General features: G+C 70.2%; 20 protein-coding genes and 1 pseudogene. 11 read left to right on the forward strand and 10 right to left on the reverse strand.

Annotation, left to right across the window (positions count from 1 at the left end):
- Nucleotides 1-53: 53 nt before the first annotated feature.
- Nucleotides 54-971, reverse strand: a complete 918-nt coding sequence (locus AB0I66_RS36195; RefSeq protein WP_363212286.1) for an LLM class F420-dependent oxidoreductase — start codon at nucleotides 969-971, stop codon at nucleotides 54-56.
- A 124-nt stretch (nucleotides 972-1095) separates the two neighbouring features.
- Nucleotides 1096-1758: a TetR family transcriptional regulator gene (locus AB0I66_RS36200; protein WP_363212287.1), complete on the reverse strand. Its 663-nt coding sequence runs from the start codon at nucleotides 1756-1758 to the stop codon at nucleotides 1096-1098.
- Nucleotides 1759-1831: 73 nt separating this feature from the next.
- Here AB0I66_RS36200 and AB0I66_RS36205 point away from each other — a divergent pair, with 73 nt between their 5' ends.
- Complete coding sequence (locus tag AB0I66_RS36205) at nucleotides 1832-2740, forward strand: SDR family NAD(P)-dependent oxidoreductase (protein WP_363212288.1); 909 nt, start codon at nucleotides 1832-1834, stop codon at nucleotides 2738-2740.
- A gap of 59 nt (nucleotides 2741-2799) precedes the next feature.
- On the opposite strand, the gene AB0I66_RS36210 is transcribed toward AB0I66_RS36205, so the two are convergent.
- The 4 genes from AB0I66_RS36210 to AB0I66_RS36225 form a co-directional block, all read right to left on the reverse strand.
- A complete protein-coding gene (locus tag AB0I66_RS36210; protein ID WP_363212289.1) occupies nucleotides 2800-3960 on the reverse strand; it encodes an oxygenase MpaB family protein in 1161 nt (386 codons plus the stop codon).
- A gap of 56 nt (nucleotides 3961-4016) precedes the next feature.
- Nucleotides 4017-5072 carry a polyprenyl synthetase family protein gene (locus AB0I66_RS36215; RefSeq protein WP_363212290.1) on the reverse strand — a complete coding sequence of 352 codons (1056 nt, stop codon included), beginning with the start codon at nucleotides 5070-5072 and terminating at the stop codon, nucleotides 4017-4019.
- Complete coding sequence (locus tag AB0I66_RS36220; protein ID WP_363212291.1) at nucleotides 5062-5340, reverse strand: polyprenyl synthetase; 279 nt, start codon at nucleotides 5338-5340, stop codon at nucleotides 5062-5064. The genes AB0I66_RS36215 and AB0I66_RS36220 overlap by 11 nt, the downstream gene beginning before the upstream one ends.
- 183 nt (nucleotides 5341-5523) lie before the next feature.
- Nucleotides 5524-5718: a hypothetical protein gene (locus AB0I66_RS36225; RefSeq protein WP_363212292.1), complete on the reverse strand. Its 195-nt coding sequence runs from the start codon at nucleotides 5716-5718 to the stop codon at nucleotides 5524-5526.
- 170 nt (nucleotides 5719-5888) lie between these two features.
- Between AB0I66_RS36225 and AB0I66_RS36230 the strand changes: the two genes are divergently transcribed.
- The 4 genes from AB0I66_RS36230 (at nucleotide 5889) to AB0I66_RS36245 (ending at nucleotide 9561) form a co-directional block, all read left to right on the forward strand.
- Nucleotides 5889-6833, forward strand: a complete 945-nt coding sequence (locus tag AB0I66_RS36230) for a threonine/serine dehydratase (RefSeq protein WP_363212293.1) — start codon at nucleotides 5889-5891, stop codon at nucleotides 6831-6833.
- Between the two features lie 192 nt (nucleotides 6834-7025).
- Nucleotides 7026-7727, forward strand: a complete 702-nt coding sequence (locus AB0I66_RS36235) for a YciI family protein (protein ID WP_363212294.1) — start codon at nucleotides 7026-7028, stop codon at nucleotides 7725-7727.
- Nucleotides 7724-8959 (forward strand): sigma-70 family RNA polymerase sigma factor, encoded by a 1236-nt coding sequence (locus AB0I66_RS36240; protein WP_363212295.1) that lies wholly within the window; start codon nucleotides 7724-7726, stop codon nucleotides 8957-8959. The genes AB0I66_RS36235 and AB0I66_RS36240 overlap by 4 nt, the downstream gene beginning before the upstream one ends.
- Nucleotides 8959-9561, forward strand: a complete 603-nt coding sequence (locus AB0I66_RS36245) for a sugar O-acetyltransferase (RefSeq protein ID WP_363212296.1) — start codon at nucleotides 8959-8961, stop codon at nucleotides 9559-9561. The genes AB0I66_RS36240 and AB0I66_RS36245 overlap by 1 nt, the downstream gene beginning before the upstream one ends.
- A gap of 36 nt (nucleotides 9562-9597) precedes the next feature.
- Here AB0I66_RS36245 and AB0I66_RS36250 read toward each other — a convergent pair whose 3' ends face one another.
- On the reverse strand, nucleotides 9598-10428 hold the full coding sequence (locus tag AB0I66_RS36250) for a hypothetical protein (RefSeq protein ID WP_363212379.1): 831 nt from the start codon (nucleotides 10426-10428) through the stop codon (nucleotides 9598-9600).
- Between the two features lie 84 nt (nucleotides 10429-10512).
- Here AB0I66_RS36250 and AB0I66_RS36255 point away from each other — a divergent pair, with 84 nt between their 5' ends.
- The gene (locus AB0I66_RS36255) at nucleotides 10513-11157 is read left to right on the forward strand and encodes a hypothetical protein (protein WP_363212297.1); all 645 of its coding nucleotides are present in this window, start codon (nucleotides 10513-10515) and stop codon (nucleotides 11155-11157) included.
- 89 nt (nucleotides 11158-11246) lie between these two features.
- Here AB0I66_RS36255 and AB0I66_RS36260 read toward each other — a convergent pair whose 3' ends face one another.
- Nucleotides 11247-11867, reverse strand: coding sequence for a hypothetical protein (locus AB0I66_RS36260; RefSeq protein WP_363212380.1), 621 nt, complete (start codon nucleotides 11865-11867; stop codon nucleotides 11247-11249).
- Nucleotides 11868-12089: 222 nt separating this feature from the next.
- Between AB0I66_RS36260 and thrS the strand changes: the two are divergent.
- Nucleotides 12090-13346: pseudogene (thrS, locus tag AB0I66_RS36265) on the forward strand (threonine--tRNA ligase); the annotation flags it as partial.
- A gap of 10 nt (nucleotides 13347-13356) precedes the next feature.
- The gene (locus AB0I66_RS36270; protein ID WP_363212298.1) at nucleotides 13357-13632 is read left to right on the forward strand and encodes a hypothetical protein; all 276 of its coding nucleotides are present in this window, start codon (nucleotides 13357-13359) and stop codon (nucleotides 13630-13632) included.
- Nucleotides 13633-13769: 137 nt separating this feature from the next.
- On the opposite strand, the gene AB0I66_RS36275 is transcribed toward AB0I66_RS36270, so the two are convergent.
- The gene (locus tag AB0I66_RS36275; RefSeq protein WP_363212299.1) at nucleotides 13770-14498 is read right to left on the reverse strand and encodes a hypothetical protein; all 729 of its coding nucleotides are present in this window, start codon (nucleotides 14496-14498) and stop codon (nucleotides 13770-13772) included.
- Nucleotides 14499-14593: 95 nt separating this feature from the next.
- Nucleotides 14594-15010 (reverse strand): ATP-binding protein, encoded by a 417-nt coding sequence (locus AB0I66_RS36280; RefSeq protein ID WP_363212300.1) that lies wholly within the window; start codon nucleotides 15008-15010, stop codon nucleotides 14594-14596.
- A gap of 214 nt (nucleotides 15011-15224) precedes the next feature.
- Between AB0I66_RS36280 and AB0I66_RS36285 the strand changes: the two genes are divergently transcribed.
- The 3 genes from AB0I66_RS36285 to AB0I66_RS36295 all read left to right on the forward strand — a co-directional run bounded on the left by AB0I66_RS36285 (nucleotide 15225) and on the right by AB0I66_RS36295 (nucleotide 17894).
- Nucleotides 15225-15599, forward strand: coding sequence for an STAS domain-containing protein (locus AB0I66_RS36285; protein ID WP_363212301.1), 375 nt, complete (start codon nucleotides 15225-15227; stop codon nucleotides 15597-15599).
- A gap of 115 nt (nucleotides 15600-15714) precedes the next feature.
- On the forward strand, nucleotides 15715-16452 hold the full coding sequence (locus tag AB0I66_RS36290) for an FHA domain-containing protein (RefSeq protein ID WP_363212302.1): 738 nt from the start codon (nucleotides 15715-15717) through the stop codon (nucleotides 16450-16452).
- Entirely contained in the window at nucleotides 16449-17894 is a 1446-nt protein-coding gene (locus AB0I66_RS36295; RefSeq protein WP_363212303.1) for a protein kinase, read from the forward strand. Before AB0I66_RS36290 ends, AB0I66_RS36295 begins: the two co-directional genes overlap by 4 nt.
- Nucleotides 17895-17913 lie beyond the last annotated feature (19 nt).

Genomic DNA, 17913 nt, shown 5'->3' on the forward strand with positions numbered 1-17913 from the left:
TTCGTGCACAACGCCCGTACGTACGGAGCCGCTTCGTGAGGGGGACCTGTGTTTCAGCTGTTCGCCAGCTCCCCGAGCAGCTTCCAGGTGCGGCGCCGGTCCGCGTCACCGCCCAGGTCGGTCGCGGTGAACACCACCTCCGTCGCCCCGGCCTCGCGGTAGCGCCGTACCTCGGCGGCGACGGTCTCCTCGTCGCCGATCACGGCCAGGTCGGCGGCCCGGGTGGCGCCGGAGAGCCTGATGACACGCTGGTAGGAGGGGAACTGCTCATAGAACGCGAGCGTCTCGGTCGCGGTCTGCCGCACGGCTTCGGTGTCGGCGGTGACCACGCCGGGGACGAACGCCACGATGCGTGGTGCCGGACGGCCCGCGGCCTCCGCGGCGGCGGTGACGGCCGGGACGATGTGCTCGGCCAGGGCGCGCGGTCCGGCGAGCAGGGGCAGGATCCCGTCCGCGAGTTCGCCGGAGACCCGCAGCGCCTGCGGCCCCATGGCCGCGACGAGGATCGGCACCGGCGGCTCGGCGCCCGGCACCGCCGCCGGCAGCGGCGGGGCGGCGGTCAGCAGCTCACCGTGGAAGTCGGCGGTGCCCGTCTCCACCAGCTGGCGCAGGGCGGTGAGGAACTCCCGCAGCAGGCGGACGGGGCGCTCGTAGGGGATGCCGAAGCCCGTCTCGGTCAAGTGCTTGGTGCCGAGCGCGAGTCCGAGGTGGTAGCGACCTCCGGTGGCGGCCTGGGCCGTCTGCGCCTGGCTGGACACCAGCAGCGGATGGCGGCCGAAGACGGGGATGGCGGAGGTCCCGACATGCAGCCCGGGCACCTCGCGGCCCACGATCGCGGCCAGCGAGGGAGAGTCGTACGCGAAGGTCTGCCCGAACCACGCGGAGCGCAGGCCGGCCTCATGCGCCTCGCGCGCGAGCTGCACCGTCGGGTCGATCCGGCCCTGGAGAGCGAGCGATATTCCAATAGTCATACTCGGGGCAACTGACAGGCGCGCTAAAGGGATTCCTGTCCGCGCATGACAACCTCGTGGCAGGCATGTAACGCCCGCTACCGCGCCCGGACCGCCGCTCGGTCGACCCGACTACCTCTCACTGTCAGGGCGTTCCAGCGCGCAAGCCGATGAGCAGGGCCGTGAGAACGCGGCGCAAGCGGGGTTCCACCTCGACGATGGCATGGCCGAGCCGGGGGTCGCTTGTGTAGAGCTGTCGCAGGAGCGGGCCGGGGGTGGCCATCTGCCACAGGGCCCCGGCCATGCTGGTCGCGGTCGCCAGCGTGTCCACGGCCTGTTCCTCGGTCAGGTCCAGGAGCCGGTGCAGCTCGCCGCCGATGCGCGCGACCTCCTCCAGCGTGACGAGCTTGAAGGCGCGCACCGCCTCGGTCGACACGTTGCGCTCCAGGTTCAGGGGCGCCTGAGCCAGCAGGTCGCAGAACATGGGGCGCGCGGACAGGGTGGCGGCGAAGGCGTCGGCGACCACCGCCGGCGTGGCCTGTTCGTGCCGGGCGAGGTCTGCGCACAGGGCGGCGGACCACTCCCGCCAGCCCTCCGCGGTGAGGTCGAGGAAGATCTGCTCCCGCGTCTCGAAGTAACGCAGCAGTGCCGACTTGTGCATGCCTACTTCCGCGGCGATGTCGGTGAGCGTGACCTCGCGGATGCCGCGCCGGCCCGCGAGGGCACGTGCCGCGTCGAGGATCGCGGTCTCACGCGCCTGCTTGGCCTGGGCGCTGCGGGCCCGCTGGAAGGCGGCCTGATCAGTCATGCCGCCATCATAAGAGGGTTCGACTTAACAATACGGCGTTGCGTTATTAAGGCAACGGTGTTTCACTAACTACATGAACGACATCGCGAGCACTGACGTGAGCCCCGCCGCGCGACGCGGCACCAAGCAGCAGCAGGTCTGGTTCATCACCGGTTCATCCCGCGGCCTCGGCCACGCCCTGACCACCGCCGCCCTGGAGGCGGGCGATCTCGTGGTGGCCACCGCGCGCCGCCCCGAGGTCCTCGCCGAAACGTTCGCCGCCTACGGCGACCGCATGCTCCCCCTCGCCCTGGACGTCACCGATCCCCAGGCGGCACGCGACGCACTCGAGGCGGCCGTGGCCCACTTCGGGCGGGTCGACGTCCTCGTGAACAACGCCGGATACGCGAACGTGTCGCCCATCGAGACAGCGGACGACACCGACTTCCGCGCCCAGTTCGAGACGAACTTCTGGGGCGTCTACAACGTCACGAAGGCCGCCCTGCCCACCCTGCGCCGCCAGGGATTCGGCACCGTCGTGCAGTTCTCCTCGATCGGCGGCCGCGTCGGCGGTTCGCCCGGCATCGCCTCGTACCAGGCGGCCAAGTTCGCCGTCGACGGCTTCAGCCGCGTCCTGGCGACCGAGACGGCGCCGTTCGGTGTGCGGGTGATGGTCGTCGAACCCAGCGGCTTCGCCACCGACTGGGCGGGCTCGTCGATGACGGTGCACGACATTCCCGAGGCGTACGACGCAACCGTCGGCGAGATGAACCGGCGCGTACGGCAGGACACGGTCGGCGCCGCCGGGGACCCGCAGCGCGCCGCCGAGATCATCGTCCGCACGGTCCACCGCGCCGAGGTCCCCGGCCACCTCCCGCTGGGAGTGAACGCGGCAACCATGGCCCTCGACCACTCCCGCCGCCGGACGACCGAGGCCACCGCCTGGGAGAAGGTCAGCCGCTCGGCCGACTTCGGCGAGCCCTACCCGGTGGACCTGCCGTGAAGTCCCGCTCCCCAGGTAGCCGTCCGGGTCGGCGAACGACCCGCCGTACCCGCGGGCGGTCAGCCAACGGTGGCGGCCGGCGGGGTCCACCGGTGGGTGCGCGGGACCGAGTGGGAGACGCCGAAATCCTTCTTGAGCTGCTCGGGGATGGCATAGTGCATGACGCGTCCGCGGGTGAGGGAGGACAGTTCGAGAACGCTGGTCAGATGGCCGAGGCGGTCCAACGCCCAGGCGCCGAGCGGCGAGCGGTCCTCGATCGTCTCCAGTACGCCCAGGAGATGCGGCACGCTCTTGACGACGGTGTCCCACGGGGTGCGGGGAACCGCCAGCCAGTCGGCGCAGGTGTCTCCGACGAGAAAACGGATGAGAGCGGAGACGATCGGGTCGAGCACGGTCCCGGGCACCACTTCCTCGTAGAGGTCGATGAGTTGCCGGGTCAGATGCGCGCCCTCCTCGGAGGGCCCCATGTGCCGCACCATGTACAGGTCGAGGAAGCGGCGGGCGTCGTCGAGGGTCTTGGGGACGGCTTCCTGGTCGACGCCGAGCATGGCACCGACCACGCGCCAGGCGTAGTAGTACGCCTCCGCGCCCTCCGTCGACATGTGGATGCCCAGACGGTGCAGGCTGTCCAGCACGAGCATCGAGAAGAACATCTGCCCGCCGATCATGTCCTCCTGACAGATCGGCGTCCCGAGCTCGGCGGTTTCCCACCGGTTCTCGCGTTTGAGGTGGTGGCGGATGGAGGCGTGCAGCAGGCGCACCTTCTGGGCGGCGGGGATGAAGCGGCTGCCGGCCTCGAAGGCGTCGGGCTGCATCAGATAGACGGTGAACTGCCCGGTCTCCGCCATCCGTTTGGACGGGTACTTCAGTCCGTGGGTGGTCGACAGCAGCTTCGCCACGTGCGGCACGACGTAGCAGGCGGGCATGGAGGCAAAGGACAGCGCGGTGGAGATGTGCACGTTGTTGTCGATGAAGAACAGCCGCGCCTTCTCCATCTCTCCCCAGTCCACCCAGGCCGGCGGGGTCCGGGTGGCTTCGAGGTACTCGCGAGCGACCTCCGGAAGCCCGTCCGGCAGGGGTGAGCCGGCGGTGGAGACGTAACGCATCAGGGTGTTGAACGCGCCGACCTGCCCGCGTTCGAAGAGTTCGGCGACAGTGGCGTCGGCGAGTTCGTCTCCCGCCTGGCGCAGGGAATCCATCGATGCCTCGGTGTAGATCATGGCGGGGTCCTTGTCTGCTGCGTCTGCTACGTCCGCTGCGTCTCTATGTGGCTCGGTCAGAACAGGCGGAGGGCCGCCGAACGCGCCAACCCGCTCAGGGCGGTTCCGGCGTGCGGCGGCACATCCAGGCCGTGCAGGGCGTCGAGCGCTTCCTCGACCCGCGCGCTGATCATGGCTTCGATGCGGGCGGGCGCCCCGAGCCTGTCCATCACTTCGCGCACCTCGTGCAGGCCTTCCGCGCCCAGGTCGCGCTTGCCGAGGAGGGCACGCAGCCGCTCCCGCTCCCCGTCACCGGCCAGGCGCCAGGTCTCCGCCAGCAGGGCTGTCGGCCGCTGGCCGCGCACGTCGTCGGCGTTGGCCTTACCGGTCAGGTCCGGGTCCCCGAAGAGGCCGAGCAGGTCGTCCCGGAGCTGGAACGCCTCGCCCAACGGCAGCCCATACGCTCCGTAGCCCTCGCGCAGGCGGGGGCCGGCGCCGCCCAGGGCCCCGCCGATGAGCAGGGGCTGCTCGACGGTGTACTTGGCGGTCTTGTAGCGGATCACTTTCAGCGACGCCGTGAGGTCCGGACCGGATCCGGTGCGCAGGATCTCCAGACACTCCCCCGCGATCAGCTCGCGGGCCATCACCGACCACACCGGGCGGGCCCGGGCCAGATACGCGGCGGGCAGCCCACTGGTGGTGAAGAGGTGCCCGGCCAACGACATCAGCAGGTCTCCCACCAGCATCGCCAACGACCTCGCCGCGGCGACGGCACGCGGGCGACGGCGTACGGCGCCGCGCAGGGCGAGGTGCGCGGTGGGCCGCCCGTGCCGCAGCGGGCTGTCGTCGATGAGGTCGTCGTGCACGACGGCCGCGGCGTGCACCAGCTCCATGGAGGCTGCTGCCCGCACCAAGGCGTCGTTGTCCGGCTGCCCCACCGCGCGCCAGCCCCAATAGCAGAACGCCGCCCGCAGCCGTTTGCCGTCCGCGACCGCCGCCTCCAGTTGCCCGGCCACTGGGCCCAGGAGCGGATCGATGGCCACGAGTTGCTCCGCCTCCTCGGCGACGAACCGGCGCAGCGTCTCGTCGACGCGGGCCTTGAACGCGTCCGGCTCCCACGCCTCAGACGTCATCAGCGGCCCGTCGCGCCAACGCCTGCCGGGCCAGCAGCTCCAGGTGAGCCGGGGGCACGGTCGCGTACCGGTCGAGCACCAGGCGGCCGCGCGCCAGAAGTTCCCGCTCGGCCTCCGTCGCCAGCTCGGCGGCGTCGGAGCGCCGCAGCATCCCCCGCACCGTCCCCAACGCCGAACCCAGTGTGCTCACCGCCAGATCGGCCAGTCCGGCCACCAGCAGTACTGCCTGGCCGTCCAGGCCTCCGCGCCGCTCCGCTGACTGCGTCATACCAAGCCCCCCCACCCCAGTGGACATCCGGACGGCGCCGGTCACGCACCGCCCATGCGAGCATCGCGCGATGCCCGGCCGGAGCGCGGAGGAACTCACGATCGAGTGATCACATCGCTCGACAGTACGGAACGCGTTGGGACACGGATCGCGCGTCGGGGATCGCGCGTAGGACCCAGCCCGCTAATCGCCGTCGAGATGGAGCTCCATTCCCGGCTCCGCCGCGCAACGGCGGCCGAGAACCAGAAGGTCGTCCAACAGCGCGCCGACCCCTCTGTCCTCGTTCTGTGCGGCTGTCGCCTCGATCTCCGCGATGAACTGCGGCATGTCCTGCGCGGTGAGGATCTGACTGTTGTACGGGTCCACGCGGCTCAGCATGGGGAGCCGGCTCCGGGCACCGGCATCATGTCTGTTCGCCGGGCGCCTGCCTGCGGATCTCCTGGTTGACCAGGAGATCGATCTGCACAACAGTTCCGGGGAATGCCCACGTGCCCACGTATCGTGCAGACGAAGACGGCGTACGACACAACACAGTCAGAGGGAGCGCCATGATCGGTGTCGAGGAGCTGGAGGCCGCAGCGGCCAGAATCACTGGTCACGTGGTGCGTACGCCCACACTGCCCAGTCCTGGGCTGGCCGCACTGCTCGGCGTGCCGGTCACGGTCAAGCTCGAACTGCTGCAGCGCAGTGGCTCGTTCAAGGCACGGGGTGCCGTCTCGAAGCTGCTCACGCTGACCGACGAACAGCGCGCGGCCGGCGTGGTGGCCGTGTCCGGCGGCAATCACGGTGTCGCCGTGGCGGAGATGTCGGCCGCCCTGGGCGTGCGCGCCACGGTGGTCATGCCGCAGGCCGCACCCGCCCGCTCCGTGGCGAGCGCCCGTGCTGCGGGCGCCGACGTCCGATTGACCCCCACCATGGCCGAGGCCTTCGCGCTCATGGAACGCCTGGAGACCGAGGGGCTCACGCTCCTGCATCCGTTCGCCGACGCTGTCGTGATCGCGGGGCAAGGCACCGTGGGGCTCGAATTCGCGGCGGACGCCGGTGAGTTGACCGATGTGCTGGTCTCCATCGGCGGTGGCGGACTGATCGCCGGTGTGGCGGCGGCACTGCGGGCGCGGCGCCCCGGAGTACGGGTTTGGGGTGTGGAGACCACCGGTGCCGACGCGATGTCGCAGGCGCTGGCCCACGGCGGACCGGTACAGGTGGACGTGGACACACGCATCACCACGCTCGGTGCGCCCACGGTGTCACCGCTGACCTACACCATGGTGCGCGACTTGGTCGACGAGGTCCTGGTCGTACCCGAGGCCGAGGCCTTTGCCGGTGTGCGGGAGCTGGCCGAGCACGCCAAGGTGTGGGCGGAGCCCGCGGCCGGCTGCCTGCTCCCGGCCGCCCGCCGCATCCTCGCCAAGACCGGTGACGAGACGCGGCTGGGCCTGGTGATCTGCGGCGGCAACGCGTCGGTGGACGACGTGGTCGCGTACGCGGGCTAGCTGTTCGTCCGGGGAGGTTGCGGACAGTGCAGGTCGTGGGGCGGCGGCCGGACTACACGTGCGCGAGGAGAACTATGGCTGCCCCCCTCCGCCGGGGCTGCGAGGAAGTTATCGTCGACGAATCTTCGCCGCACTGTCGGATTCGGCTGAGGTGCTTCGTCGTTCTCATGAAACGTTCGAAAGGAGAACGCCATGAAGTACGTGTTGTTCGTCGCCGCCGACCCCGCCGGAGAGCCGACCGACGAGAACCCAGAGGCGTGGGTCGAGAAGTGGAACGGCCGCGGCGTCCGTGTCGAGGGGATGCCCCTCCAAGCGGTCGCCGAGACCAGGACGGTCCGCGTCCGAGGTGACCAAGTCCTGGTCACTGACGGCCCGTTCGCCGAGACGACCGAGTGGATCGCCGGGTACGACCTCATCGAGGCCGCCGACCTCGACGAGGCCATCGAGGTCGCCGCCTCGCACCCGATGGCCATCAGCGGGCGCATCGAGATCCGGCCGGTCGAACCGCTCGACCTCGGGCCGGGCACCAGGAACGTCCCGCACGAGGGCGACGCGCCCGCCTCGCGCTTCCTCGGGCTGCTGCGAAGCGACCCGAGCGCTCCGCCCTTCACCCCGCATCCCGCCGCGGTGGCCGACTGGGTGCGCGAGGGTCTCGCCTCCGGCCGCTACCTCGGGGGCGAGCACCTGCGTCCCGTCCAGGACGCCACCCTCGTACGCCGCCGCGGAGGAAAGCTGCTGATCAGCGACGGCGCGTACACGGACGTACCGGAGTGGGTGTCCGGCATCGTGTTCATCGACGGTGAATGGGAGGAAGCGATCGACTACCTCTCCCGCTGTCCGATGGCGCGCTCCGGTATCGCCGAACTGCGCGAGTTCTGGACGGACTTCGCGTGACAGCCGGGCCGGCAGAGGTGCGGGCGGCGCTGGCCGAGGCGTACCGCGCCGAGTGGGGTGTCGTCTTCGGCGCGATCGTCCGCCTGACCGGCGACTGGGAGCTGGCCGAGGACAGTGCGCAAGAGGCGTTCACCCGCGCCCTGCCGGCCTGGGAGCGTGACGGCATACCGCGCAGGGCGGGGGCATGGCTGGTGACCGCCGCGCGGCACCGCGCCCTCGACGTGCTGCGCCGCCGGACGACCGAGCGCGACAAACTCGCCGAGATCGCCGCGCTCGAAGCCGTTCGCGAACCGCAGCCGCCGGGCGACGAGAGGCTGCGGCTCGTGTTCACCTGCTGCCACCCGGCGCTCCCCCTCGAATCCCGGGTCGCGCTCACCCTTCGCGCCGTCGGCGGACTGACCACGCGCGAGATCGCCCGCGCCTTCCTGATCGCCGAGGACACCGTTTCACAGCGGATCCTGCGGGCGAAACGCAAGATCGCGGCGGCAGGAATCCCCTACCGGGTGCCGCCGGCCGGGGCCCGCGCCGAACGGCTGGACGGGGTCCTGGCCGTCATCTACCTCGTGTTCACCGAGGGATACGCACCCAGCGACGGCAGCACCGTCCGCGACCCCCTCGCCGAGGAGGCCATCCGGCTCGCCCGGCTCGTCGCCACCGAGGCACCGGACGAACCGGAGGCGCGAGGGCTGCTCGCACTGCTGTTGCTTCAGCATTCCAGGCGCAGCGCCCGGCTCGATGCGGACGGCGGGCTGGTCACCCTGGAACATCAGGACCGGACGCGGTGGGACCAGGCGCTCATCACCGAGGGCGTGACTCTCGCCCACGAAGCTCTGGTGGCGGGCGGCCCCTACACGCTCCAGGCGGCCATCGCCGCACAGCACGCGCTCGCCCCCTGCGCCGAGGCGACCGACTGGGGGACGATCGTGGCACTGTACGACCGTCTCCTCGCCCTGCGTACGAACCCCGTGGTGGCGCTCAACCGCGCGGTCGCCCTGGGGATGCGGGACGGCCCGCAGGCGCAGTTGGACGCCGTCGACGCGCTCGACGCACCCAAGCAGCTGGCCGGGAACCACGCTCTGCCCGCCGTCCGCGCGGACGCGCTGCGCCGCCTCGGTCGCTCCCGGGAGGCAGCGGAGACATACCGGATGGCGAAGGCACTCGCCCCGAACGGGGCGATCGCCCGCGAATACGCGCAGCGTGCAGCCGAGTTGGGACCGGAAGCCGCCCCGTAGTGACCGAACCGAACCACGACGAAGTTCTCGGCCGGATCGCCAAAGGACTCGTCTATACGGAGTCAGAGGCGGTCTTCCAGGCACCCCACCGCCGCACGGACCAGATCTTCGAGTACAACCAAACGCCCCCGAGCGACAGCGAGCGGCGCCGGTCGCTGCTCGTCGCGATCCTCGGCTCCGTCGGCGCGCGCACGGTGCTGTTGCCGCCGTTCCCTGCCGGGTTCGGCTCCCACGTACACATCGGCGACGACTTCTTCGGCAACGTGAACCTGACGTTCGTCGATGACGTGGACATCCGCATCGGCGACGGCGTCATGATCGCTCCCAGCGTGACGCTGACGACGACGGGACATCCGGTGCATCCCACGCGCCGGGCTGACTTCGGTCGGTTCTCCGAGCCGATCGTGATCGAGGACAAGGTATGGATCGGCAGCAATGTGGTGGTGCCGCCCGGCGTCCGGATCGGCTACGGCCCGGTCATCGGCGCCGGCAGCGTCGTCAGCCGCAGCATTCCGCCGATGAGCGTGGCGCTCGGGACACCGTGCCGTGTCGTGCGCCCCATCACGGACGCAGACCTCACCGAACGCACGGCCGGACCATAGGCGTCACCTCATGGCGTGGGGGCCGGCCGCGCTGGTTCAGGCGTCGGCCGCCCGGGCCGAGCGGGGTTGAGCGCGCACCTCGGGCAGCCGTGCGCACTCCTCGGATTCGGCCAGGCTCGCGTCCAGGGCCAGGAGGGACAGCAGTTGCACCGGGCGGCCGGTCATGGCTGCGGCCTCCAGCTTGTGGTGGCCGTCCAGGAGAAAGTGCGTCAAGCCCCAGTGCCGGTAGTGGTCGGCCGACCGACCGACCGCCGGTTCGCATACGTCCAGTGTCGAGACGGCCACGGCCGTAGGGACCGTGCCGCGGTCGAGGAGTTCGACGTACTCTGCGACCCGCTCCCGCGTGTTCCACGTCGGGGGAACCATCGGCACGATGAATTCATAGAGGTGCGCGGAGGCATCGACCGCGGTCTCGTAGGTCCGGTAGTACGGCGTGTGCGGGTACTCCGGAAGCCCCCAGAACTGGTCGATCCCCCACGTCGCCACCTGCTCGCCGCTGAAGTAGTCGCCCTCCTGACCCGGCACCACCAGTCGAGGATCCACGCGCAGCAGCATCGGCAGGTACTCGCCCTGCGCCAACAGGCCACCGAACGCGTCGATGACACCACGGTCTCCCGGATCGGCCAGTGTGCCGGTGAGCTGCTCCTGCACGCCTCCCAGCGACAGCGTCTGCCGGGCGCCCTCCAACCGCCGGAAGAGGAACTGGCACGTCCCGCACCAGAAGCTGAGCTCGAAGGCAGGCTCCTCGTCGACGACGAGCACCCTCCGACCCGGCCCTGCGCCCGCCTCCCCCTGTTCGGCCCCAAAGCGCAACCGCGCCTGGGATTCCGGCACACCGAGCCTGCACGGCTCGCCCACTTGGAACATCACACATCGACCTTATAAGGGGGTCGACACTGGTGGGCTCTCGTGGGGGCCCTCGGCCCCCCGGCTCCGCGATAGATTCCTGCAGTGAGCGAGCAGCTTCCCAGCGGTGGCATCGAACTGTCACCCGACGAGATCGCAGCCCTGGACGCCAGGTGGTCATCCTGCTGGACCCCGGGTGAGGTCGCGCGGCAGCTGACCGGGATCAGCGCGCCTTGGTACGTGGCCGGGGGCTGGGCGCTGGACCTGTTCCACGGCAAGCAGACGCGCGCGCATGGGGACATCGAGATCGCGATTCCGGCCGCGAGTTTTCCAGAGGTCCGCGACCGCTTCCCCGGTTACGCCTTCGACGCGGCAGGCAGCGGCCGGATCTGGGAGAACGCCACACCAGAGGCGCTGGCCGCCGTACACCAGACATGGCTCCGCGATCCGGCCACCGGAAACTACCTGCTCGACGTGTTCCGCGAACCGCATGACGGCGACACCTGGATCTGCCGACGGGACGGGAAAATTCGGCTCCCCTACAGCGGCATCATCCACCGCACCCAGGACGGCATCCCGTATCTGACACCCGAACTGGTCCTGCTGTTCAAGGCCAAGCACGCCCGTGAGAAGGATCAAGCAGACTTCGAGGCGACCGTCCCGCACCTGACCTCCGCTCAGCGCGAGACCCTGGCCGAGTTGCTCGCCCGTGTGCACCCGGGACACCTCTGGATTGCGGACCTGCAGTAGCCGACGCTTGGAACTCTGAAGCGACAAGCGACGCCAAGCCCATCCGGCCTCGATAAGGGCCTCGATCAGGGCCTCGATCAGGGCTTTGATCAGGGCTTTGACCTGGCGCTCGGTGGCAGGACCTCGATGACCGTGGCCGTGCCGACGACAGGTCGCCCCTCGTGCATGGTGATCACGTGGCCGGGCTGCAGATTTCTCCACGGCTCGGGGCTCAGAGGAGCCAGCCGCACATCGGCGCTCTCCCCGGGACCGAGTTTCTGCGCGAACTCCACCCACAGCGAGGCGATGCGCAGATCACGCTCTCCATCGGAAGTACGGTGACCGATGTCCCACAGAGGTCGAAGTCGGCCGTCTCCTGAGAAGGCACTCCGGCGACCGCCCTCATCTGTTCCCAGCAGGGTCAGCGTCGCCCGGACGGTTCCGTGCTCGGCTTCCCAGCCCCGCCACTCACACCAGCGGCGGCTGCGGTCGAGCATCATCTGCCGAGCAGCCTCGGCGAGGATCTCCCAGAAGGATGGGGACACGGGATGGACATCCGCGATATGGACATCCGCGATCTCGATGAGAAGGTCGAGCACCATCTCCCACTCCTGGTGCGCGATGCCCTCGCGGACATCCCCGACGGTCACGCCGTTCTCAGCCACGGCGTCCTCGGGCAGCAGGTCGACTGCCTGCCAGAGAAGTGTGAACGCATCATCCATGTGCTGGATTCTCGCCTGCTCCCAGCCCTGCTGCCACAGGCGCCGGAGAAGAAATAGGGGTGTGCGCATCGCTTCGTCTTGCTAGCTTCTCCGGCATGAAGCGCGCTGCTGTCGCCATGACGACGACGCCGGAGAGTGTCCCGGCGCGCTGACAGATGTCTCAGTCCGAAGCCCCGGGGCGAGTGCCCCGGGGCTTCGCCTTGCGGTCACTCGCCCGATGTCCGCGAGGAGACCACCATGCAAGACCACCGCAAGCTCGGTCGTGAACTGGGCCTGTTTGACACCGACCCGCTCATCGGCGCGGGCCTGCCGTACTGGCTGCCCGACGGCGCGGCCGTGCGGCACACCCTGGAGGAGTACATTCGCGCCGCCGAACGGCGAGCGGGTTACCGGCACGTGTACTCACCGGTCCTCGGCAAGCGGGAGCTGTACGAGATCTCCGGGCACTGGGCGCACTACAGCGAGGACATGTTTCCCCCGATGGACCTCGGCAGCGAGCAGGTCGTCCTGCGGCCGAGCCTGTGCCCCCATCACGCGGTGATCTACCGCTCCCGCTCCCACAGCTATCGCGAACTTCCCCTGCGCATGGCCGAGTTGGGAGGCATGTACCGATCCGAGCTCTCGGGCGTGCTCGGCGGGCTGACCCGGGTGCGGGCCATTCAGCTCAACGACGCGCACATCTTCTGCACCCTGGACCAGGTCGCCGATGAGGCGCAGGCGGCGCTGGAGATGATCCGCCGGGCGTACGAGGCGCTCGGCATCACCGCGGCCCGCTATCGGCTCTCCCTCCCGGGCCCGGGTGGCAAGTACGTTGCCGCACCCGAGAAATGGCAGCGGTCCACTGCCCTGCTCACCGACGTCCTCGACCGCTCCGGCCTGCCCTACGAGGCAGCAGAGGGCGAAGCCGCGTTCTACGGCCCCAAGATCGATGTTCAGGTCACCGACGGCGCCGGCCGGGAATCCACCCTGTCCACCGTCCAGGTCGACTTCCACCAGCCCGAGCAGTTCGACCTGCGTTACATCGGTGCGGACGGCTCCAGGCACCGCCCCGTCATGGTCCACCGCAGCATCATCGGCAGTGTGGAGCGGGCCGTCGCCCATCTCATCGAGCAGCACGGCGGTGCCTTCCCCGCCTGGCTCGCCCCCACTCAGCTGGTGATCCTGCCGATCTCCGACGCCGAACTGCCGAACGCCGTGGCCCTCGCCCAGCGCTGCACCCGTCTGGGACTGCGCGCCGAGATCGCGGGACCGGACCGCGGCACTCTGGGGGCCCGTATCCGAGAGGCCCGCCTGGTTCCCTACCAAGCCGTCATCGGCGCCAAGGAGGCCGCTGACGATCACGTCGCGCTGCGCCTGCGTGACGGACGCCGCCTCGACCCCCAGCCCATCAGTGACGCACTGCCCCGCATCAACGCCCTCATCGAGGCCCACAGCACCAAACTGTGGGCCGACGCCACCTCCCCCAGGGCCAGCTCCGCCCCCAAGTAGGGTTCCGGCCATGGCCAAGAGATCGGGGCGGCGGCCCAAGGTGGACCTGGACAGCGGCGTCGAGGACGCGACGCTGCTCATCCTGGAGTGGCTCGGCGAGCAGGGCGTAGGCGCCATGATCCGCATCGACGCGCAGCGCCTGCATGCCGGGCAGCCGGCATGGACCTTCTCGGCCTCCGGCGGGCCCCTGAGCAGCGCAATGAGAGCCGACGGAGCGTCACCTGCCGAATGCATGGGCAGGGCGCTGATCGCGCTGCGAGAGGCTGGGGTGGCCGTCCCCTACTGAAGGCGGGGAGGCCGCCGCTGGCCCCTGTTTGGGGTGCGCCCCGTGCACCGGCCTCCCAGCCGAGCAGCCGATGCTTCGTCCAGCTCGTGCTGGACAGTTCACCGCCGGCCCCCGTTGCTCCTGCATCCGCTTCACCCTCACGCCCGTACCTCCGGCGTGCGCCCCTCGAGCACCGCCTCCAGCGCGGTTCGCTGCGACGCGGGCAGATGTTCTCCGAGCGGCGTCTGGCGCGGGCTGTGTTCGCCGTTGCAGAGCCAGCTTCGCTCGTCGGCGTCGTACGTCCATTTTGCCGCGCCCCACATGGGATGCCCCGCCAGCAGGCGTCGGGCCAGCGGCTCGCAGTCGGGCGGAGCGCCGTGCGCGACGAGCGCTTCGATGACCAGGGACAGGGCTTCGGGTGGGGTGTCCGCGTCGCCCAGTACGGGGAGCAGGAGGAGCAGCCGGGCGTGCGGGTCGTTGACCCCGTCGGCTTCGGCGGGTGTGGAGAGGAGAGCCGCCAACTCCGGCCAGCAGAGACCGGGCCCGATGCGGTCCTGATCGTCACTGGTGAGGACGAGGGCCGCGCGGGAGGCCGGCCAGTCCGGGTGCGTGAGGAAGTAGTCCGTGGTCGTGTGCTCCTCGCCACTGTTGTAGTGCACGAGAATCGTGAAGCCGCCGGCCAACGGCACGGTGAACATCGGCCAGGCCGCCCGGTCATGCAGCTGCTCCAGGGCCTCACCGGCATCCGCCGCGTCGACACCGAACGCCTCCGCCGGGGTGCCGTCACTGAGGTCGGCGAGGTGGGCCGCCCAGAAGCCGGGCTCACCCAAGAGGGGCAGCCCGTCCACGACGGGAGCGGACGCGTACCAGTGCTGTGCCATCACCATGGCGGGATTCTCCCCTGTGATCGCTCAAGCACCCAGCCCGGCGGGCTCAGGGCCCCGCTCGTGGCGGAACATCGGGCTCGCCCGTGAAATTAACCTCATGCGCCCGCACTGACAGCAGCACCGACCGGTTCGTCGGTCAGGGCGATGCGCGCGCTGATGCGTTTGCCGACCGTCTCGCTTCGTACCGTGAGGTCTTGGGCGACGGCCTGCACGATTTCCAGGCCGTGTTGACCGATGCGTCCGGCATCGACGCCGCGGACCACGGGAAGGACCGGTTCGGAATCCCACACCGTGACCGACACCGATCCTCCGGTGATGCGCAGACGCACCAGCACCGGACCCGGGGCGTACTTGAGCGCGTTGGTGACCAGCTCGCTGACCACCAGCCGCGCGATCTCCATGCCGCGCTCCGCCACCGGCACCCCGTGCTCGCACCGCGCCGCGGTCAAGAACTGGGCGGCGAGGTCACGGGCCTGGGCAATGCACGACCCGTCCCCCTCCAGAGCCACCATGGTCTCCAGTGCGCGCTTGGTCGAGTGCGAACCGTCGTCTCCATCTTCGGGACCTGATCCCATTACGCCGCTTCACTCCCCCATGCATAGACCTTTCCGGCGCCTACCCCGCGCCATACATCTGACACCTCGGTTCAGAGACTGGTTTTCCCCCAGGCCAGACCTGATCCGACCAGTGCTCCAGGGGCGGCGATCATGTGCCAGTATCGCCAGCATGACTGAGATCGAGACGCCCGGCACGGAAGACCCGCGACCACCGGGCGGGCTGTCGGTCGTGGCCACCGCCACCGACGGCGTCCGCGTACTGTCCCTGTCCGGGGAGATCGACCACCACAGTGGCGTGATACTGCAGCAGGCCCTCGACGAGGTCGACGCGCCCCTCCCCCGTGTCGTCCTCGATCTGCGCCGGGTCACCTTCATGGACTCCAGCGGCATCAACATTTTCCTCGGCGCGCACCACACCTACACCGCGGCCGGAGGATGGCTGCGCCTGGCCGCACCCGGCAGCGCCGTGAAGCGCACCCTGGGCATCGTCGGCGTCGAGACCATCATCGACTGCCACGACACCCTCCGCGAGGCGCTCGCCTAGCCCCGCCGCCCGGCGGTGGCCGACACACCGCGCCGACGGCCGGGCAACGTCTAGGTCGGTCCCTCAACTCCCGTTATGTTGACCTGAGTTCGCATTCGGGGGAGGGGACGCAGGCATGCACAGCATCATCGTCGTACCGATGAACACGACCCGCGCCGACCAGCAGATCCGACTCGCGGGCGGTGAGTCGCTGCCGTTCGGCCGCACGCCCGTCCGCCCCGGCCCGCACCTCACCCTCGCGCACGAAGGCGTGTCGCGGACCGCCGGGGAGATCACGGCCGTGGACGCCCATTGGACCCTCTCCAATCTGAGCCGCGGCCAGACCTACGTGGTGGAGAACCCGGAGGGTGCGGGCGAGCACGTCAAGGTCGCGCCCGGCCGGCTGGGCGCCCCCATCCCCTTCGAGTTCTCGCGGGTGGTCCTGCCCTCCGGCAGCGACCTGCTCAGCTTCGACGTCTGGGCTCCGCGTCATGACTACCTCGAGAGAACGGGCACCCAGGACGGCGCCCCCACCGCGTGCGCGTTTCCCCTCGACCGGGACAAGCGGTACTTCCAGGTCCTGGTCGCCTTGTGCGCCCCGCGGCTGCGGGGCGGTCCGCACGCACCGCTGCCCACCGCCGACGAGACGGTCGAACTCCTGCGGCCCGTCTGGCCGTCGGTGTCGCGCACCGCGGTGCTGTGGAACGTCGACTATCTGTCGGTCAAGCTGCGCCTGAAGCCCGGCTCGGACGCGCCGGAGGGCGGTGGCCCGCGCCTCAACGGGCGAAAGGAGCGCCTCATCTCGCTGGCCCTGCGCTTCGACCTCGTACGCGAGGACGACCTGGCGCTGCTGAAGCAAGGGGCCACCCGATGAGCACCCAGACACCGTCCCACCCCGTGCCGGTGCCCAAGGGGTACCGCGTCGGGTGCTGGGAGGTCGGAGAGCTCATCGCTTCCGGTTCCTTCGCCAGTGTGTACAGCGCTCGGCGGGCCGCCTCGGCACGGCCGTCGTCAACGACCCGGCAGGCTGCCGCGGCCGAAGGCGGCACACGCGGCGCTCACGCCGAGGAGTGGCCGGAGGAAGTGGCCATGAAGTTCCTGCCCACCGGCACCAACACCCCACGCCAGCTGCGCCATCTGCAGGAACTCGCTGAGCGCGAGACCGACTTGCTGCGTCGGCTGCGACGTCCACGGCTCATCCGGATGTACGAGGCCCTGACCGTGGACGATCCGTCTCAGCCTCAACTCGACGGTGCCACCGCCCTGGTGCTTGAGCGCGCCGAGGGCTCCCTGGACCAGCTCCTGAAGCGCTCACGCAGCCGGCGCCCGGGCATTAAGGACGGGCGCGCCATCGCCGTCCCGGGCGGCCCCGCCTTGCTCTCCCAGATCAGCGAGGGGATCGCTCACCTGCATCATGCGGGCTTCGTGCACGGCGACCTCAAACCGGCCAACGTGTTGTTGATGGCCGACGGCTCGATCCGCCTTGCCGACTTCAGCCTGGCCGCCGAGCTGGAGGGGACCCACGCCTACTCCCCCGCGTTCGCCACGCTCGACTGCATGCCGCCCGAGCTCCTGTGGGCCGAGGTCGACGAGCGCGGCCACCGCACACGCCTGACCGCCGACATCTGGGCCTTCGGCGTACTCGCCCACCTCGTCCTGACCGGCAGTCCACCCTTCCCCGGCGCGACCGCGGCCGCGCGCCGCAACGCGATGCTGGCCTACGCGAGCGGGCAGGAAGAACTGCGCCTCTCCCCTCAGCTCCCGGACGCCTGGCGCCCGATCGTCACCGACTGCCTGGCACCGGACCACGCCGCGCGCGCCCCGCACACCGCGCAAGCCCTGCTGCGCCGCGTGGAGACCGCAGCCGGCGCCGCCCGCTCCCCACGCCTGCCGAGACTCAAGCCGAGACGCGGCCCGCGCCGCGCCCTGGTCGCTGCCCTGACGCTGGCCGCCGTCGCCGGTCTGGCCACATCCGTGGCACTGTCCCTGCGCGAGTCCGCTCCCCAGGGGTACGCGCGCTGCGACGTCGGCGACGTCTGCTTCTTCTCCCAGGCCGACGGCGAAGGCGACATGTGCGCCTACTACGACTACGACGACGACTGGTTCGGCGGGATCGTCACCTGCGACTGGGTCAAGGACACCTCCCCGCAGTCCTACTTCAACAATGGTTACGCCGGCGACCCGCTCGACGACGTCCAGCTCTACCACCAGATCGGCCGCAAGGACCGGGCCGCCTGCCTCCAGGCCGGCGCCAAGGGCAGCTTCCCCCGCGACAGCCTTCCCGTCAGCTCCCACGAGTGGGTGCCGGCCTGCTGATCCACCGTCATCGGCGGCG

The sequence above is a fragment of the Streptomyces sp. NPDC050439 genome, from assembly GCF_040655335.1.
Lineage (GTDB): Bacteria > Actinomycetota > Actinomycetes > Streptomycetales > Streptomycetaceae > Streptomyces.

Excerpts from the sequence above, each read along its gene's own strand:
- AB0I66_RS36195 (WP_363212286.1), bottom strand. The coding sequence starts at position 971 with ATGACTATTGGAATATCGCTCGCTCTCCAGGGCCGGATCGACCCGACG.
- AB0I66_RS36200 (WP_363212287.1), bottom strand. The coding sequence starts at position 1,758 with ATGACTGATCAGGCCGCCTTCCAGCGGGCCCGCAGCGCCCAGGCCAAG.
- AB0I66_RS36205 (WP_363212288.1), top strand. The coding sequence starts at position 1,832 with ATGAACGACATCGCGAGCACTGACGTGAGCCCCGCCGCGCGACGCGGC.
- AB0I66_RS36210 (WP_363212289.1), bottom strand. The coding sequence starts at position 3,960 with ATGATCTACACCGAGGCATCGATGGATTCCCTGCGCCAGGCGGGAGAC.
- AB0I66_RS36215 (WP_363212290.1), bottom strand. The coding sequence starts at position 5,072 with ATGACGTCTGAGGCGTGGGAGCCGGACGCGTTCAAGGCCCGCGTCGAC.
- AB0I66_RS36220 (WP_363212291.1), bottom strand. The coding sequence starts at position 5,340 with ATGACGCAGTCAGCGGAGCGGCGCGGAGGCCTGGACGGCCAGGCAGTA.
- AB0I66_RS36225 (WP_363212292.1), bottom strand. The coding sequence starts at position 5,718 with ATGCTGAGCCGCGTGGACCCGTACAACAGTCAGATCCTCACCGCGCAG.
- AB0I66_RS36230 (WP_363212293.1), top strand. The coding sequence starts at position 5,889 with ATGATCGGTGTCGAGGAGCTGGAGGCCGCAGCGGCCAGAATCACTGGT.
- AB0I66_RS36235 (WP_363212294.1), top strand. The coding sequence starts at position 7,026 with ATGAAGTACGTGTTGTTCGTCGCCGCCGACCCCGCCGGAGAGCCGACC.
- AB0I66_RS36250 (WP_363212379.1), bottom strand. The coding sequence starts at position 10,428 with ATGTTCCAAGTGGGCGAGCCGTGCAGGCTCGGTGTGCCGGAATCCCAG.
- AB0I66_RS36270 (WP_363212298.1), top strand. The coding sequence starts at position 13,357 with ATGGCCAAGAGATCGGGGCGGCGGCCCAAGGTGGACCTGGACAGCGGC.
- AB0I66_RS36275 (WP_363212299.1), bottom strand. The coding sequence starts at position 14,498 with ATGGTGATGGCACAGCACTGGTACGCGTCCGCTCCCGTCGTGGACGGG.
- AB0I66_RS36280 (WP_363212300.1), bottom strand. The coding sequence starts at position 15,010 with ATGGTGGCTCTGGAGGGGGACGGGTCGTGCATTGCCCAGGCCCGTGAC.
- AB0I66_RS36285 (WP_363212301.1), top strand. The coding sequence starts at position 15,225 with ATGACTGAGATCGAGACGCCCGGCACGGAAGACCCGCGACCACCGGGC.
- AB0I66_RS36290 (WP_363212302.1), top strand. The coding sequence starts at position 15,715 with ATGCACAGCATCATCGTCGTACCGATGAACACGACCCGCGCCGACCAG.
- AB0I66_RS36295 (WP_363212303.1), top strand. The coding sequence starts at position 16,449 with ATGAGCACCCAGACACCGTCCCACCCCGTGCCGGTGCCCAAGGGGTAC.